This is a genomic window from Candidatus Dormiibacterota bacterium (assembly GCA_035532035.1).
Classification (GTDB): Bacteria; Vulcanimicrobiota; Vulcanimicrobiia; order Vulcanimicrobiales; family Vulcanimicrobiaceae; genus Tyrphobacter.
Map to the genome: position 1 here is coordinate 1 of DATKRS010000030.1, position 16,423 is coordinate 16,423.

Sequence of the window (16,423 nt, forward strand, 5' to 3'; positions counted from 1 at the left end):
CAGCTCGTCATCGGCGATCTCGGCATCGAGTCGCGAACGATCGACATCAGCGACGCCGTCGACGGCTATTTGCGTCACGAGCCCGACGCGGACGCGCGCCGGCGCGGTAACGTGATGGCGCGGCTGCGCATGGTCGTGCTCTTCGATCAATCCGCGAAGCTCGACGCGCTGCCGGTCGGCACCGGGAACAAGACGGAGCGTCTCCTCGGGTATTTCACGTGGCACGCCGACGACGCGCCGCCGGTGAACCCCATCGGCGATCTGTTCAAGACGCAAGTGTGGGAGTTGGCAAAGTATCTCGGCGTCCCGAAGCGCCTGATCGAGAAAGCGCCGAGCGCGGATTTGGAGGCGAACCAGACGGACGAAGCCGATCTCGGCATCACGTATGTGCGCGCCGACGCAATCCTTTCGCGCTTGCTGCTCGGGTACTCCGACGAACAGCTTGTCGAGCGTGGCTTTTCTCCCCGGGAGGTTGCAATCGTGCGCAAGCGCGTCGACGGCACGCACTGGAAACGCCATCTGCCGACGACGGCCATGCTCTCGAACACGGCCATCAACGAATTCTACCTGCGCCCGGTGGACTATTGAGAATCTTCTTTCCCGTTAGCCTGAATCTCGTCAGCCGGCCGTGTCTCGTCATCGGTGCTGCGGACGATCGCGAAGCCATCGAGAAGTCCGCGGCGCTCGAAGAGGCGGGTGCGAACGTGCGCCGGATCTACGACGGCGCGGACGTGAAAGAAGAAGACGTCGCGCAGGCCTTCTTCGTCATCTCGACGCCGCAAGACGCGGCGCTCTCGCAGCGGCTTCGCGCGCTCGCGGACAAGCATCGCACGCTGCTCTGCTGCATCGATCAGCCGGCGTACGGCTTCGTCGCGATGGCAGCGATTGCGAAGGCCGGTCCGGTGCGCGTCGCAATCTCGACGGCGGGCCTCGCTCCGCGCGTAGGCAAGGTATTGAAACAGGCAGTGCAACGCGCGATGGACGCGACCTTTGAGCGCTTCATCGGGGTCTTGGCCGAGCGACGCGAGCAGATGCGTGCCGAGCATCCGCTTCCCGAGGAATCCGAGCTGCGCCGTAAGGCGGCAATCGACAACGCAGCGGGCTTCACTGCGGACGTTTGCTTTACGTACCCGAGCTGGCTGTCAACGGATGTGGTTGACAGAAATCGAGACCCGGAGTAGGCTGAGGGCATGGCGACCTGGGTGCCGACGATTCACCGGCTCGAGCCGGCCCGCGATGCTACGCCCCTGACCGACGTAATGCCCTTGCTCGAGCGAATGGTGGAGAGCTACGGACAAGTAACCGTGGCAGGGCTCTTGGGCGTCGATCGGTCGACCGTGAGCCTTTGGGTTCGCGGCAAGCGACGCATCGGCAACGACCTCGGCGCGCGCATCCTCGACGTTCACGCGGTTCTCAGTCGCGCGCATCGGGTCTACAATCCCGCACTTGCCGCGCGTTGGCTCATGGGGCACGATCCGCGCTTGGGCGGCGCACGGCCGATCGACGTCGTCGCGACTGGCGGCGCCAGCGCGGTGATCGATGCGCTCGATGAAATCGAAGCAGGCGCGTACGCGTGACGGTGTTTCGCGTTTTTCCGTTCGACCCGTCGGCCGCAGACCGCGCTCCGGGCGGGGCGCTCTTCGTGCCGCCGGGCGGTAGAGGGCGCATCGACTCGGTCGCCCCTCGGGCGTACACGGTGCTCTACGTTGGCAGTACGCCGGAGTGCGCGGTCGCGGAGTGCTTTGGCGCCTTCGACGTGTGGGACCGTATCGTCGTGGAGGCAAAGCCGGCAACGCCGCTGCTGCCGAAGAGCCGATTCGCGCTCGCGTCGTATGCGTTGCCAAGCGCGCTCGACGTTCGCAATCTCGACGACGCCGCGGCATTGCTCGCGGAAGGGTTGATCCCCTCGCGGGTCGTCACGCGAGACCGTTCGGTGACGCAGGCCTGGGCGAGCCGCATTCACGCGCGCGGATCGTATGCCGGCCTCGCTTGGTGGTCGTACTACGAACCATCGTGGCAGTCGGTCGGCATTTGGGGCCACGAGCGACTTCGACTGGCATCCTCTCCGCGCGTACTGCACGTCGCGGACGAGGCGGTGCGGTCCTCGGCAAAGATCATTCGGCGCAGGATCGCGGCTTAAGGCACGAGCACGGCATGCCCAGCGTGGAGATCGTCGCAGTGGGAACCGAACTGCTCTTGGGTCAGCTCGTCGACACGAACACGCCGTGGATCGCGCAGCGCTTGGCGGACGCAGGCATCGACGTCTACGCGACGCACGCGGTCGGCGACAATCGCGCGCGTATCGCCGCGACGATATCCGCCGCGCTCGCGCGCGCCGACGGTGTGGTGACGACCGGCGGCCTCGGCCCGACCGTCGACGATCTTACGAAGGAGGCCGTCTGCGATGCGCTCGGGATCGCGTGCGTGCCTCACGCGCCGACGATCGCTCGGATGGAGGCGTTCTTCGCTTCGATCTCCCGTCCGATGCGTGAAAACAATCGCAAGCAAGCCGATCTTCCCCGCGGCAGCACCGTGCTCGAGAACGCACGCGGAACGGCACCTGGCTTCATCGTCTGGACGAACGACGGAACGTTCATCGCATCGCTTCCGGGCGTACCGCACGAGATGAAGCCGATGCTCGCCGAACAGCTCGTACCGCGGTTGCGCGAGCGCTTCGGCGTGCTCGAACGCATCGTGACGCGCGTGCTGCACGTCGCCGGCCTTGGCGAATCGGAGATCGACCATCGCATCGACGATCTGTTTCGGGCCGGCGAGAACCCGAAGGTCGCGGTGCTCGCGCACGTGGGCGCGTGTGACGTGAAAATCATGGCCAAAGCGCGCACCGAGGAAGCTGCGCGCGCGATGGTTGCTCCGCTCGAAGAGGAAATCCGCTCGCGCTTGCGCGGCCATGTCTACGGTACCGACGACGAAACGCTCGCCCGGGCGATTCTCACGCAGCTACGCGAACGCGGCTGGTGGCTTGCAGCGGCCGAGTCGTGCACCGGAGGTCGCGTCGCTGCTGCGCTCACGGCGGTGGCGGGTGCCTCGCAAAGCTTTGCCGGCGGCGTGGTCGCGTACGACGACGACGTCAAACGCGCGCTGCTCGGGGTCGAGGCGGAGACGCTCGCGCGCAACGGCGCGGTGAGCGAAGAGACCGCGCGTGCGATGGCACGGGGTGCGCGGCGCGCCTTCTCGACGGACGTTGGCGTTGCGACGACCGGCATCGCGGGCCCGGCGGGAGGTTCGCCGGAGAAGCCCGTAGGGTTGGTCTGGCTCGCGTTGGAATGGCCAGGCGGCGCCCGGGCGGTCTCGGTGAGGCTCCCCGGCGACCGCGAAGAGATCCAAATCCGAGCGACCCAGGCCTTGCTCAGCCTGATATGGGGAATACTGGCTGGCGGGGAAGATCTGGCGCGGTCGTCGTAGCTGCCGCAAACTTTGATTCCGGAAGGGGCCGTTATCGCAATGCACCAGCGCTTCGCTGCCAGGACGCTCGCCGTGGCAACAGCCGTCTCTCTCCTCTCGGCTTGCGGCGGCAGCGGGGGAAGCGGCGGGATGCCCCCCGGCGGCGGAGGTGGGCACGTGCCGCCTCCAAACACGGCATTCGCTTGCCCGACTGCCGATAGCCCGACGTCGGTGAGCATCGGCGCGGGCGCGCAAGAGTCTCTGGTTAGGCGTCCGGTGTCGCGGGCACCGCTGCCGGCAACGGTGGCGCCGTCGGGAGCGATCGCCGTGACGTACCGGCGCAGCATCGTCCTCTCCGCCCCGGCGTCGGTAGCCGCTCGCGAGCAGGCCGCAGGTGCGACGCTCGTGCGCGCTCTGGACTTCTCGCACGTCGGCCTCGTGACGCGGATGATCTCCGTTCCGGTCGCGCGGGTCGACTCCGTGATCACGCAGATGCGCTCGGCACCGGGCGTCGTCAGCGTCAACGACGCAAGCGCGCGCCGCTACCCGCTGACCGTCAACAAGGGCTATTTTCCGAGCGACCCGTACTTCGACGGCTTCGCGGTGACCGCCGTGCCGACGCCGCCGGCAACGCCGCCCCCCGCGACGAACACCGATCCTCCGTACTACGAGAGCAACGACGTTCCCGGGCAATGGGATATGCACGCGATCCAGTTGGAGCATGCGTTCGAATACAGTCAGTCGAGCAACGGCAGCACGGTGCAGAACGCCAACGCTCTCGGGTCGTCGTCCGTCTCGATCGCCGTCATCGACACCGGTCAAGACACCGGCCACGCGGAACTGAATACGAAGGTCGTCTACCAGAAGTGCTTCATCACGAACTCTTCCAACGTGCAGTCGACGTCAAACTTCACGACGGATCCCCAAGGGCACGGCACCGACACGGCGGGAATCGCCGCCGCAGACACGGGGAACGGCCTGGGATTCACGGGAGCGGGCGGCAACGTCGTCCTCTACGCGTATCGCGTCTTTCCCGTACCGGATAACAACTGCAGCAGCCCGACTACGAGCGACCCGCAGTGCAGCGCTACTCTGCAAGACATCGCATCGGCGATCGACGATGCGGTGAGCCATCACGTCAACGTCATCAGCATGAGCCTCGGCGGTAACTGTCCGGACTCGCCGCCCGAGAGCACGGCGGTTGCGAACGCGATTGCGGCGGGCGTCATCGTCGTGGCTGCGAGCGGCAACGCGGGTGGCTCGGGCATCGACGCACCCGCTTGCGATCCCGGCGTCATCGCGGTGGGAGCGACGTCGCTCGACGACGGTTCACCCAACGGCACGAGCCCTACCGGCGGCAACGCCGGGGGCACGCCGTCGAGCCCGAAAGAGTATGTGGCGTCGTACTCGCAGTACGGCTCGCCAGGCGCGAATCCGAAGAATGCGACCGCCTGGGGGATCGTCGCACCCGGTGGTGACGCTACGAGCTCGGCCGACGCTGACAACCTGCATTGGATCGAGAACATCTGGACGTCGACGCCTTGGGCTACGAGCGACGCGGGCAACTGCAACGGCGATTACCCGACGGACGCGGGCAGCGGGGACTGCCGGATTCTGGTCGACGGGACGTCGATGTCGACACCGCACGTCGCAGGCGCCGCTGCGCTCGTCTTGTCGGTAAACTCGAGCTACCAGTCGGCGTCGGCGATGAAACAGCTGCTCTGCACGACGGCCGACGACATTGCGGATCCGCACCAAGGGTGCGGTCGCCTCAACGTCTATCGCGCGATGGCAAAAGCGCTCAACGATCCGACCCTGCCATAGTTCGTACGCTGAAGCCGACGGCTGCGAGCACCTTCTGGGTTTCGACCGCCTCGGCAAAGGTCGGAAGCCCCGTGGTGCTTTTGCCGTCGATTGCAGCCGCGAACGCGTCGTAGAGTTCCATCAGATACGGGACGTTCGCCTGTACGCTCGCCAAGTGCGCGTATGGCGATGCCTTGCACTGCAACTCCGCCGTTTCGTGCTCGTCGACCGTGTAGAGCGTCGTTTCGGCGATGCTCTCGCCACTCGCCACCGCCGTGCGATTCTCTGCGTGCAGCGCGGACGTGAACGATGCGTGCGCCGTCGTTGCGTCGACGGTGAGCCGGGCGACGAGACCCTCGCCATAGTCGAGCAACGCGAAGGCTCCGTCGTCGACGTCGGACGTGAACGCGCCTTTGGCGTCGTGCCGATGCGGGTTTGCGGTACGAATCAATCCGGTGGCGCGCGTCGGCGGGCGTCCTGCCAGCCAGTTCGCCATGTCGATGAGGTGCGAGAGCAGCGCGCCGGCGATGCCACCGCCGCGCCTGCGCTCGAACCACCAACCGCGCTCGCGCGTTCCGTCGAGGCGAAGAAAGGTAGAGAGCTGCGTGATCTCAATCTCGCGCAGCGGATCGAGATGACGATTCTCGACGAGCTCCTTGAGCGCTTGTTGTGGCGGAACCCAGCGGAACTCGTGCGACAGCCCTGCTATCGTGCCGGCACGCCGTGCCATTGCGAGCATCTCTTCGGCTTGCACGACGTTGAGTCCAAAGGGCTTTTCGCAAATGACGTGCTTGCCCGCGCCGAACGCCGCCTCGGCATCCTCTCGGTGCGCGAACGGTGGCGATGCGATCGTGACCGCATCGAGTTCGCAGCCGCGAACCATGTCCGCGCATGATGCGAAGACATGGGCGATGCCGCGCTCTTTTGCGATGCCGGCAGCGGAAGAAGGCGACGCGAGAGCGACAACCTCGAAGCGCGGGTGCGCGAGAAGCGCCGGCAGATGCGCCTTCGCGCCGAACCCGGCTCCGACGATGCCTATGCGAATGTGCTCGCTCATACCTTGCCTATTACCCGCCGCCCGCTCATGTCATCCTGATCCTTCGCTCTTCGACCAGACTCAGGATAGCGTGCGTTTGCCTATCGGTTCAAAAGCTTTGCGAGATCGCATCCCGCAGCGCCGAAAATGCGCGCTCGAGTTCGCTCTCGCCGATGACGAGGGGCGGTGTCACGGAGAGAACCTCACCGCGCGTGCCCGCCTGCAGCACGATCACGCCGCGCGCGAGCGCCGCTCGTACGGCGCGGTCTGCGTGCGCGCTGTCGTGCAGCTCGATGCCCCACATCAACCCGCGCCCACGAACCGCGGCTACGCCACGCGTCTGCGCGATCGCTTCGAGCCGCGGCGCGAGCTCGGTTCCGAGCCGCTTCGCGCGTGCCGGAAGACCGAGCCGTTCGAGCTGATCGATCGTCGCGAGCGCGGCAGCGCACCCCATCGGATTCCCGAGGTACGTCGACGTGTGCAGCGCCTCGCCGCTCGACGCCGGCCACGCATCCATGACTGCAGACGTTCCCACGAGCGCACTAATCGGAAAGCCGCCACCCATCGCCTTGCCGAGGCAGAGCAAATCCGGCGTCACGCCCTCGTGCGCACAAGCGAACCATTCGCCGGTCCGTCCGAAGCCGGTGTAGATTTCGTCGAAGACGAGCAGCACGCCGAGCTCGTCGCAGACTGCACGCAGGCCGCGAAGATAGCCGTGCGGCGGAACGATGCATCCGCCGCGCGCCTGAATCGGCTCGACGAAGAGTGCGGCGAGGTCGTCGTGCGCCCTCAGCGTCGCGCGCGCGGCATCGAGTGCATCGCCGAGCGGCATCGCTGCGTGCGGGAACCCGAGAAGGAGCGGCCGCAGCGGCAACGCCGCCGCGAAAGGCTGGCGAAACTTTTCGATGCCGCAGACCGCGAGCGCTCCGAGCGAGAGCCCATGATAGGCACCGGCGAACGCGGCGAACGCGGATTTGCCGGTCGCAAGGATCGCGGTCTTCATCGCGGCTTCCACCACTTCGGATCCGGTCGTTGCCAGGAACGCGCGCTCGAGTCCGCGCGGCGCGACCTGCAGCAATCGTTCGAGCAGCTGCACGCGCACTTCCGTGGGATGGACGTCGCCCATGCCGTGCATCATTCGTTGCGCTTGCTCGGCGATCGCCGCCGCTACCGCCGGGTTTGCATGGCCGACCGCGGCCACGCCGAACGCCGCCGTGAGATCGATGTAACGATTCCCGTCCACGTCGGTGACGGTCGCGCGGCTTGCCGATTCCCAAAAGACGGGGAAGTCGTCGGCGAGATAGGTCACGTTGCGCGATTCCCGCGCGGCCAGACGCGCGCGTAACGCGCGCGAACGCGAGCCAGGTATCTCGCTCACGGCGTGCCCTCGGTGACGATGCGTACGAACTCGCTGACGCGCGGCCTCCCGCCATGCGCGTACGAGAGCGGCGGCGCCTGCAGCTCGCCGAAGCGCGCGATGCGGTTCGCTCCCGCCGCGATGGCAGCGGCGCGGACGTCGTAGCGCTCGCCGGCAACGGCGCATGCTTCGAGTGGAAGACGGTGCCGCCCGACGTATGCACGCATCTCGACGGGGTCGCGAACGCCGTGCACAGCCAAGACGCGCGGCAAAAACGCGGGCGCGCGCTCCGGGTGTCCGATCTCGAGCACGAAGGTCGCTTCGGCATCGCTGTGCACCGGCCCGCCGCGAAAACGCCCGAGGTCGCGCGCGCTCGCAACGCGCGCTATCGTGCCTGCAGCGCGTGCGCCGAGTGGAAAATCGATCGAAGCACCCTGGACGGCGCCCGCGAGCAGTTCGAGAAACCGTTCGGGTGAGAGGCGACCGTCGCGCTCGACAAAGAGCGCGTGCAGCGAGAGACAGCCTTCGCCGTCGTAGAGCACGAAGTCACGTGCGGCGCCGCGCGCGGCGCTCGACGCAACGTCCTCGCTTGCGAGCGCTTCGCGGGCGACGTATCCGATCGATGCCTTCGGGCCGTACGCGATGAAGCGCGCATCGGGGCGAAGCCGCGCGCGAATCGCACGCAGTGCGTCGTCGCTGCCGAACGCGACCACGGCATCGTACGCTGCGAGATCGTGCTCTTCGCGCTCGCCGTTCCATGCGGCTGCCTGCGCCGCTGAGGCGAGGATTTCCGACTCGCCGGCGAGCGTTTCGAAGAAGGCCCCAACGAGGGAATCCTCGCGATCCTTGACCCTGACGTCGCAGCCGGCGCACAGGGCGAAGATTGCGGGAATGATCGCGACGCCGATCGTCGTTCGGCTCGAGATGACGCAGACCCGGCCGATCGGCTCGAAGTGGGCGTCTCCCAGCTCGCGTGCGATGGTCTCGTCGAGCGCGTCGGCAGCGATCGATTCGAAGAGCCGGTCGAAGGCGTACGCGACGACGGGGACGCTGTAGCGCGTGCGCTCTACGACGCGTGCGAGCGCGCGCTCGCGCGGCGAAAAGGCCGGGTTGCACCAGCGCGCGGCGGCAACCGCCACCGCGCGAACGATGCTAGCGCGCGTCGAGCGTCTCTGCATCGAGCGAGCACCCTCGCAACTGCGCACCTGATTCGCGCCCGAGCAGCACGATCTCGCGCCCGAAGCACGCGCCGAGATCCTCTGTCTGCACAGCGACGCAGGAAGAACGGTTCGCGAGATCCACGTGCACGAGCGCGCCGACGACGCCGTCGGGAAGCGTCTCTCCATCCGGGCCCACAACGCGCGCGCGTAACCACGCAGGAGCGGCCTTCAATTGCGCTCCGCCGTCGCGAACACTTGCGGTGTTGTCGTACCATTGCGACGTCAGCTCCGTCATGCCGTACTCGGCGATGATGTGCGCCTCGTCGACGCGCAGACGCTCTCGCGCTCTCGCATAGAGCTCTTCGCGCGAGACAACGCGCGTGCGGCCTTTGAAGCCTCCGGTCTCCATGATGCGCGACCCGCGCGGCAATGCAAAGCGCAGACCGCCCTCCTGCGCCGCGTCGAGCGCAGCAACGAGCGCAAAGGCCGTCGTCGCTATGCAGACCGCCTGACCCTCCTCGACGGCCCGGTGCAGATCGCTGAAAAGCTCGTTTGCGAGCAACGCGTCGCCGCGGAGGTACCAGCCCGTTCGGCCATCGCCGCGTTCGCGCGCGACGCGCGCCATCATATACCCGAGTGAGGAACCCGGCCGTTCGCTCGGATTCGGCACGAGGTTCAAATACCGCAGACGCGCCCGATCGGTGAGGACGAAGCGATCGAAGCCCGCGAGGAGCGCGGCGTCATAGAGTGCCGCGTTCTCCATGTAGTGGCGACCGCCGCTCCCGCGCGTCGTGCCGCTCGTCTCGAAGGCGAGCGCCGCCGTAGACGGATCGAACGTCGCGAGCGTCGCTTCCTTATATGCGGCGGCGGGCACGGGCGGTATGGCCTGCCAGGAGCGCGGCAGAGCGTCGAGCGTGATCGCGAGCGAGGCCGCGTACCGAGCGTAGCGCACGTTGTGACGCATCTGATGAGAGAAGATGCGTAACGCGAGATCGTCGAACTCCGCATCGGAGAGCGCGATACCGTTGCGCCAGGCCGAGATGACGGAGAGGATCTCGCGATCGAGCCCGCGCGCCTCGTCGTCGTACGCCGCGCTCACTGCGCGGCCGGCTTCTCCCAGCGGCTCGTGATAACGCCGCTGTTGAGCCCGCTCGTTGCAAGCCCGCCGTGAAAACGCGCGTATTCGACCTTGATGCAGCGATCGACGACGACGTCGAGTCCGGCTTCGTCGGCGAGGCGAATCGCATCGTCGTTGACGACGCCGTACTGAAACCAAATCGCCTTGGCTCCGGCTGCGATCGCTTCGCGCACCACCTCGACGATCTCACTCGGCTTGCGAAAGACGTCGACGACGTCGGGTGCACCGTGCTCCTGCGCGTAGACGGCGAGCGACGGGTACGCAGCAACGCCGTCGATCTCGGAAATCGTCGGATTGATCGGCGTTACCGCGAACGGCGTCTGCGTGCGCAGATAGGAGAAGACGGTATAGCTCGGGCGCAGGGGGTTGCTCGACGCCCCTACCATCGCGACGCTCTTGATGCGCTCGAGCAGCGCGCGCCGCTCCGACGGCGTTTCCAGAATCATACGCGCTCTCGTGCGGCAACCGCGACGTGCAGCGCACGATCCAAATCCCAGATGAGGTCGTCGACGTCCTCCAGCCCAACGGAGAGGCGAATTGACTCCGGCGCGACACCCGCTTTGCGCATCTCTTCGTCGTTCAGCTGCGAGTGCGTCGTGGAGGCGGGATGGATCACGAGGCTCTTCGCGTCACCGACGTTGGCGAGATGGCTCCACAGCTCGAGCGCGTCGATGAAACGCCGCCCGGCCTCTCGTCCGCCGGCGATGCCGAACGTGAAGACGGCGCCTTGCGTGTATGTGACCCACGCCACCTCCGGCCGCGAACGCAGAAACTCCGCGATCGCCTGGGCATTGCGCACGTGTGCGTCCATGCGCAGCGCGAGCGTCTCCAAGCCGAGCAGGAGAAGCCACGCGTCCATCGGCGCGAGCTGTGCGCCGACGTCGCGCAGAACCTCGGCGCGCGCGCGCATTAGAAATGCGTACTCGCCGAAGGTTTCGGTGAAGACCTTCTGGTGGTAACCGGGGCTCGGCTCGGAGAGCATTGGAAACTTCCCGTTGCCCCACGGAAACGTTCCCGCCTCGACGAGTACGCCGCCGATGGTCGTGCCGTGACCGCTGATAAACTTCGTTGCGGAGTGGAGGACGACGTCGGCTCCGTGCTCGATCGGCCGGCACAGATAGGGCGTCGCAAACGTGTTGTCGACGACGAACGGAATGCCGTGCTCGTGCGCGAGCGTTGCCAGCGCGGGAAGATCGGCAAGCGTTCCTGCCGGATTGCCGATCGTCTCGACGAAAAGTAGCTTCGTATTCGGGCGGATCGCCGCCGCGAGCGCGTGCAGATCGTCGACGGGCGCAAACGTCGTCTCGATCCCCATGCGCTTGACCGTGACCGAGAGCTGCGTGATGGTTCCGCCGTAGACGTTCTGCGAACACAGGAGATGATCGCCGGACTGTGCGAGCGAGAGCACGGTGCAGAGTTGCGCTGCGAGGCCGCTCGAGCACGCGACGGCCCCGAGTCCTCCCTCGAGGCTCGCCATGCGCTCTTCGAATGCCGCGACCGTCGGATTGCTGATGCGGCTGTAAATGTGGCCGTAGCTACGCAGCGCAAAGAGCTCGGCCGCCTCTTGCGTCGAGCCGAAGACGTACGCCGCGGTCTGGTAGATCGGCATAACGCGCGAGCCGGTCGCAGGGTCGGGCGGCGTGCCGGCATGGATTGCGCGCGTCGCGAACCCAAAGGCCCTATCGTGCATGCGGCACGTTTCGGCAGCACGACCCTGTCATCCTGAGCCGTCCGCATGGCGGACGAGTCGAACGGTTACTTGGGGGGAGGCGACGGGAACGGGTTGGCGAGGCCGCCCGGCTGCTCGTTGATGTTGTCGAAGAAGTTCTCTTTCGGGCGATAATCGGCCGAGAACGGCAGCTGTTCGGTCGGCGTCGTCATCATGCCGATCATGTCGGTCGTGCCGTCGAGCGTTCCTTGAAAGACGATCGTCGAGCCGTTGGGGAGCGTGACGACGACGCGCACGCTGTTTCCGTTGACGATGCCGACGGCAGGTGCGCGCTTATTGCTCGAGTCGATGTAGATGCCGGTGAGGGCGTTCTGCTGCTGGTGAAGCTTGAGATGCGTGTACGTCGTGTTGCCGCCGCGCTGAATCGCGAGCTCCCACACGCCTTCGATGCCGACGCGTTGCGGTGGCGGCGGCGAGGGCGACGCGTGCGGCCCGTGTCCGCTCGAGGGAAAGAGGCTTTGGACGCCGGGAATCTCGGTCGGCGTCGCACTCGGCGACGGCGCGGGGGACGTGTCGACCAGTGGTGGAGGGGAAGGGGGAGCCGTGGCTCCGACCGACGGAACCGGAAAACCGCCTCCGGCGAGCATCGCGACGAGCAGAGCCGCCGCGCCGAATGGAATAATCGCGCGCTTCACGCCGCTGACTTGGGCGCACGCGCCCGCGCTCCCTCGCGCCCGCGCCGCAAAAGGAGCTCCTTTTTACTGCGAGCGGAGATTGAGGACGCTTGCTCCGCTCCAAGCGAAGCGTGGCCCCTTAGGCGGTGACGTGGGAGCGCGGCGCGGCGCGATCGGCAGGCGGATCCGGCGCATGCCGCCGGAAGGATTTGCGGCGTCTACGATGCGGGAGACGTCGCTGCTCAGGGCGGTTAATGGTGCAAACGCAACGGGGCACGAGAGATCCGGCGAGGTCCAGCCATGCCAAAGCACGTTCAGCCGCGTCCCGAAGGACGCGCTTTTCATGCACGGCCTTCCCGCCGCATGCGCGTCGCGGGCAGCCTGAGCGTCGTTCAAAAACTTGAGCGCGAGCCCGGATGGCACCGAGAACCTCCGTGGCCCGGCGGCGCCGCTCACCGTCCCGAAACCGTTGGAGTGCATAGCGATTCGCCAGCCGACGGTGTTTGTCGATCCGCTGTTGACGATCGCCGCGCCGTCGAGTCGGAGATTGGCCGGCGCCGCGGTCGCGAAAGCCAAAGTGCAGAGCAGAGCAAGGGTCGTCGCTCGCGTTATGTGCATGCTTTGCGGGCTTCGTGAAAAGAGGAGGAACCCCGGCAATCGCTAAGGCCGGGGCGAGCGTTTCCCCGCTACGGGGAGCGGTTTTCTGTGCAGAAGGAGCTTTGAACTGTGAAGCAGTTGTACGTGGGCTTCGGTGCGCTCGTAGTAGCGGCCGGGCTCGCGGCATGCGGCGGCGGGGGCAGTGGAGGCGGAGGCGGATCGTTGCCGCCGCCCGGGCCCCACACCACGCCGCAGGCCGCCACTTATAGCGGAACGGAAACGATCGCCAACGTCTACAATGGCTATCCATGCGGTGCAGCGTGCGGCGGCGATCCGAACGCGACGCCCTATCCCAACACGAGCGTCAGCTACTCGCTCAGCGACAGCGTAACGAGCGTCACCGGCAGCGGTGCCGTCGTCGCCGATGAAACGCTGACCGAGCCCAATCAAAACCTGACGGCGACGCTGACGACCTTCGTCACGCCGTCACCGAACGGCGCCGTCACGAACGTCGCCGAGACGCACACGGTCTACGCGGACAGCGACGGCTACTCGCAAAACGTTACGTATCCGACGCCGCTCGTCGTCGATCAGGAGCCGGAGAACAACGGCGCCAACTGGACGAACGGTGCGACGGCGAATCTGACCGAAACCTACAACGACGGCACCAACGACACGCGTACGACGAACAGCGACGGCTCGTACAGCGAGAACGAGGTCAACAACGGGACCTTCATCAACGATACGGCGACCGTCAACGCCGATGCGTCGGCGACGTGGATCGCCGCTCCGGGTTCCTACGGGCTGACCTTCGGGTACATCTGCGAGTACACGATCTCCGCGCCGTCGGGCGGCTTCGTTACCTGGAATGCGTACAACTACAATTCATGTCCGCCGGCCTCGCCGGCCCAGACCATCAATATCGCGCAGTGGTTCTCGACGACCCCGTTGACGCTCGCGTCGAACGAGTCCACGATTACGACGGGCGTGAGCTTCCCGGGAGGCTGCAGCGTTCCGGCAACGTATGGGACGACCGGCAACAAGATCCACACGGTCGTCTCGGATCTCGATCCGCTCTTCGGTTTCACCGAGCAGACGACGACGGACGCGTATACGTCGACGACGTACGGCCTCGTCTGCGTGCAGAGTACCGACGTGCTCGACACGTACTACGAGTGGAACTTGTCTAACCGCTACTATCCCTTCGTGAGCAGCACCCCGTTGATCGTGACCACGACGACGAGCACGCTGACGTTGCAGAGCGGCAAGGGCGTCGGCGTCCTCTCGCACGGAAGCTCGAACTCCGTGTCGACGCAGAGCGTTGGAAACTCGGTGAGCGCGTCGGTAAACGCCGCGGTACTCGCGCGAGCGCTCGTGCGTGTCCAAACGACAAGGCTACGCGCGCAGGCGAAGGAGCGCGTGCTGCACACCATCATGAGCCATCGGGCAGGGGGGGCCGTACGATGACCAAGCGCACGATTCTGCGCAGCATCACCATCGCGGCAGCGGCCGCATTGCTCTCGGCCTGCCACGGCGGTGGCGCCGGCGGCGCTCTGCCCATGGCGCAGGGCGCCGGGGGAGGCATGCAGACGTATCACGGTCCGGCGACGCTCGCCGTCGCGTGGAATCAGCAGATCCTTCAGAGCAAGGCAACATATCTCGGGCCGGCCACGGTTGCCGGCAACATCACGCTCAACGTGCAGCCGCAGCTGCGCAACGCGCCGGGGCTGCTTGCCTACGCCAGGTCCACGGGCGATCCGCACTCGGGGAACTATCGCCATTGGCTGACGCCGCAGCAAATCGGCATGATGTATGGCGCGTCGGGCGCCGCGATCGCGACCGCCGGCAAGTACTTTGCCGGCTACCACTTGAGCACGGGGACGTGGCCCCAGCACTTGACGATGGTCGTGAGCGGAACGCAGGCGAACGTCGAGGCTGCGTTCGGTACGAAGTTCGGCTATTGGCAACTGCAAACGTCGGTCGGTCCGATCAAGGTTCTCGGCCCTGCGCCGGATGCTCCGCCGCACTTCGCGTCGGCTCTTCCGGTCGTCTCGGTGATGAACATGGTCGGTTTCCACCCGGCCCATACCTACATCGAGCGTCCCGCCGGCGTCGCCGGAGCGGGTTACTCGGCACCGTTGTTGCGCAATGCTTTTGACTACGCGCACTTGATCAACAACGGGTACCGCGGGCAAGGCATCAACGTCGGCATCATCGGGACGGGGCCGATCTCGCCTGACGACGTTCCGGCCTATGCGTTGGCGTCCGGCACGAATCTCTACGCGAGCGTCGTGCAGAAGAACGTCATCGCGCAGCCCGCGAACGCGCAGAACAACGGAACGGGAACGGGAACGTTCGACCCGTATCCGGGCGGTCTGCAAACGCCGCCGCCGGTAACCGGACCGTGCGGCAACCAGTACGTCGCGGATCCAAGCGCGACGTGCAATCCGGAAGACGGCGAAGCGCAACTCGACACCGAGCAACAGGCGGGATTGGCGCCGGGAGCGACCGTCGACTTCTACCTCGCCTACAACACGCAAGACTGCGTCTACTACGGTTGCGCCGCGGGCTCGACCGGCGTCGAGGGCATCTACCTCACCGACGACGAGATCCAGCAAGTGATCGCCGACGACGTCGTCGACACGCTCTCGCTCAGCTTCGGCTTGGGTGAGCCGTACGCCGAATGCAACGCCGGATGCTATTTCGATGCATCGGGCAACGGGCCGGGACCGGACGAGATGGCTGCGCTCGCGGCCGAAGGCGTCACCGTCTTCGTTTCGTCCGGCGACAACGGGGCGTACCAATGCGACAACGGCGGTTACCCGGCGACGTCGCAGTGCGCGTCGTATCCGGCGACGGATCCGTCCGCGATCGCAGTCGGTGGCGTGAACGCTCCGTTCACGAACTCCGGCCAGCTCCAACCTGGCGAGCAGATCACGGCGTGGGGCGAGAATACCACCTGGGGTGGTGACGGCTACTTCGACAACTCACCGGGCTCGGGCGGCGGCCCCTCGCTCTTCTTTCCGGCACCGTCGTGGCAATCGGCAGCGCCGATCGGCGCGACGATGCGGGAGACGCCTGACATCTCCCTGCTCGCGGACCCGAACACGGGCCCGATGATGCTCATGTACGCAGATTACATCCCGGGGTACTTCTTCGCATCGGGCGGAACGTCGGCGGCAGCGCCGGAGATGGCGGCGATGTTCGCGGACTTCCTCTCGGCGTGCAAGGCGAACTCGACCTGCGCGCACGCGCACGGTTCGGGGACGTACGGCTACCGTTGGGGAATCGCCGCGGCTCCTGCACTCTACGCGATCGCGCAGGGTGAGTCGGGTTACGGCACGCAGGCGGCATGCGCCGGCGGAACCTCCGGCAGCATCTACGACGTCTGCGCCGGATCGAACGGCACGAACAGCAACGGCACCGTCTACACCGGCTTCCAGACGGGACCGGGATATGACATGGTTACCGGCGTCGGCGTGCCCTTCGGCGCGAGAATGGCTCAGGCACTCTTCACGTACTGCAGCTGCGGAACGCTGAATCTTCCGTAGCGTACGCGCGTAAAGAGACAAAAAGGAGAGGGGCGC

The 16,423-nt window shown here is 66.3% G+C and carries 16 protein-coding genes; 8 read left to right on the forward strand and 8 right to left on the reverse strand.

The genetic code is table 11. The annotated features are described in order from the left end of the window. The 6 genes from nadE to VMV82_09760 all read left to right on the forward strand — a co-directional run. Positions 1–588, forward strand: a 588-nt coding sequence (nadE, locus tag VMV82_09735) for an NAD(+) synthase (protein ID HUY41833.1), incomplete at its 5' end; no start/stop codon positions are given. Beyond that, the gene (locus VMV82_09740) at positions 585–1,181 is read left to right on the forward strand and encodes an NAD(P)-dependent oxidoreductase (protein HUY41834.1); all 597 of its coding nucleotides are present in this window, start codon (positions 585–587) and stop codon (positions 1,179–1,181) included. The genes nadE and VMV82_09740, both read left to right, overlap by 4 nt. A gap of 9 nt (positions 1,182–1,190) precedes the next feature. Next, positions 1,191–1,577, forward strand: coding sequence for an antitoxin Xre/MbcA/ParS toxin-binding domain-containing protein (locus tag VMV82_09745; protein HUY41835.1), 387 nt, complete (start codon positions 1,191–1,193; stop codon positions 1,575–1,577). Then, positions 1,574–2,140: an RES family NAD+ phosphorylase gene (locus VMV82_09750; GenBank protein HUY41836.1), complete on the forward strand. Its 567-nt coding sequence runs from the start codon at positions 1,574–1,576 to the stop codon at positions 2,138–2,140. The genes VMV82_09745 and VMV82_09750 overlap by 4 nt, the downstream gene beginning before the upstream one ends. A 14-nt stretch (positions 2,141–2,154) precedes the next feature. Further along, complete coding sequence (locus VMV82_09755) at positions 2,155–3,423, forward strand: competence/damage-inducible protein A (GenBank protein HUY41837.1); 1,269 nt, start codon at positions 2,155–2,157, stop codon at positions 3,421–3,423. 210 nt (positions 3,424–3,633) lie between these two features. Beyond that, on the forward strand, positions 3,634–5,226 hold the full coding sequence (locus VMV82_09760) for a S8 family serine peptidase (GenBank protein ID HUY41838.1): 1,593 nt from the start codon (positions 3,634–3,636) through the stop codon (positions 5,224–5,226). On the opposite strand, the gene VMV82_09765 is transcribed toward VMV82_09760, so the two are convergent. From VMV82_09765 to VMV82_09800, 8 genes are all read right to left on the reverse strand, one after another. Then, the gene (locus tag VMV82_09765; GenBank protein ID HUY41839.1) at positions 5,204–6,262 is read right to left on the reverse strand and encodes a Gfo/Idh/MocA family oxidoreductase; all 1,059 of its coding nucleotides are present in this window, start codon (positions 6,260–6,262) and stop codon (positions 5,204–5,206) included. The two genes, VMV82_09760 and VMV82_09765, sit on opposite strands and share 23 nt — an antisense overlap. Before the next feature lie 88 nt (positions 6,263–6,350). Then, positions 6,351–7,619, reverse strand: coding sequence for an aspartate aminotransferase family protein (locus VMV82_09770; protein HUY41840.1), 1,269 nt, complete (start codon positions 7,617–7,619; stop codon positions 6,351–6,353). Next, positions 7,616–8,776: an acyl-CoA reductase gene (locus tag VMV82_09775; GenBank protein ID HUY41841.1), complete on the reverse strand. Its 1,161-nt coding sequence runs from the start codon at positions 8,774–8,776 to the stop codon at positions 7,616–7,618. The genes VMV82_09770 and VMV82_09775 overlap by 4 nt, the downstream gene beginning before the upstream one ends. After that, complete coding sequence (locus VMV82_09780) at positions 8,751–9,857, reverse strand: hypothetical protein (GenBank protein ID HUY41842.1); 1,107 nt, start codon at positions 9,855–9,857, stop codon at positions 8,751–8,753. The genes VMV82_09775 and VMV82_09780 overlap by 26 nt, the downstream gene beginning before the upstream one ends. After that, positions 9,854–10,342, reverse strand: coding sequence for a CoA-binding protein (locus tag VMV82_09785; GenBank protein HUY41843.1), 489 nt, complete (start codon positions 10,340–10,342; stop codon positions 9,854–9,856). The genes VMV82_09780 and VMV82_09785 overlap by 4 nt, the downstream gene beginning before the upstream one ends. Further along, on the reverse strand, positions 10,339–11,586 hold the full coding sequence (locus VMV82_09790; protein ID HUY41844.1) for an O-acetylhomoserine aminocarboxypropyltransferase/cysteine synthase family protein: 1,248 nt from the start codon (positions 11,584–11,586) through the stop codon (positions 10,339–10,341). The genes VMV82_09785 and VMV82_09790 overlap by 4 nt, the downstream gene beginning before the upstream one ends. A gap of 65 nt (positions 11,587–11,651) precedes the next feature. Beyond that, on the reverse strand, positions 11,652–12,260 hold the full coding sequence (locus VMV82_09795) for a hypothetical protein (GenBank protein ID HUY41845.1): 609 nt from the start codon (positions 12,258–12,260) through the stop codon (positions 11,652–11,654). Between the two features lie 63 nt (positions 12,261–12,323). Continuing rightward, complete coding sequence (locus VMV82_09800; protein HUY41846.1) at positions 12,324–12,857, reverse strand: hypothetical protein; 534 nt, start codon at positions 12,855–12,857, stop codon at positions 12,324–12,326. Between the two features lie 108 nt (positions 12,858–12,965). Between VMV82_09800 and VMV82_09805 the strand changes: the two genes are divergently transcribed. After that, entirely contained in the window at positions 12,966–14,303 is a 1,338-nt protein-coding gene (locus VMV82_09805) for a hypothetical protein (GenBank protein HUY41847.1), read from the forward strand. Next, positions 14,300–16,387 carry a protease pro-enzyme activation domain-containing protein gene (locus VMV82_09810; protein ID HUY41848.1) on the forward strand — a complete coding sequence of 696 codons (2,088 nt, stop codon included), beginning with the start codon at positions 14,300–14,302 and terminating at the stop codon, positions 16,385–16,387. The genes VMV82_09805 and VMV82_09810 overlap by 4 nt, the downstream gene beginning before the upstream one ends. The last annotated feature ends 36 nt before the right edge of the window (positions 16,388–16,423 follow it).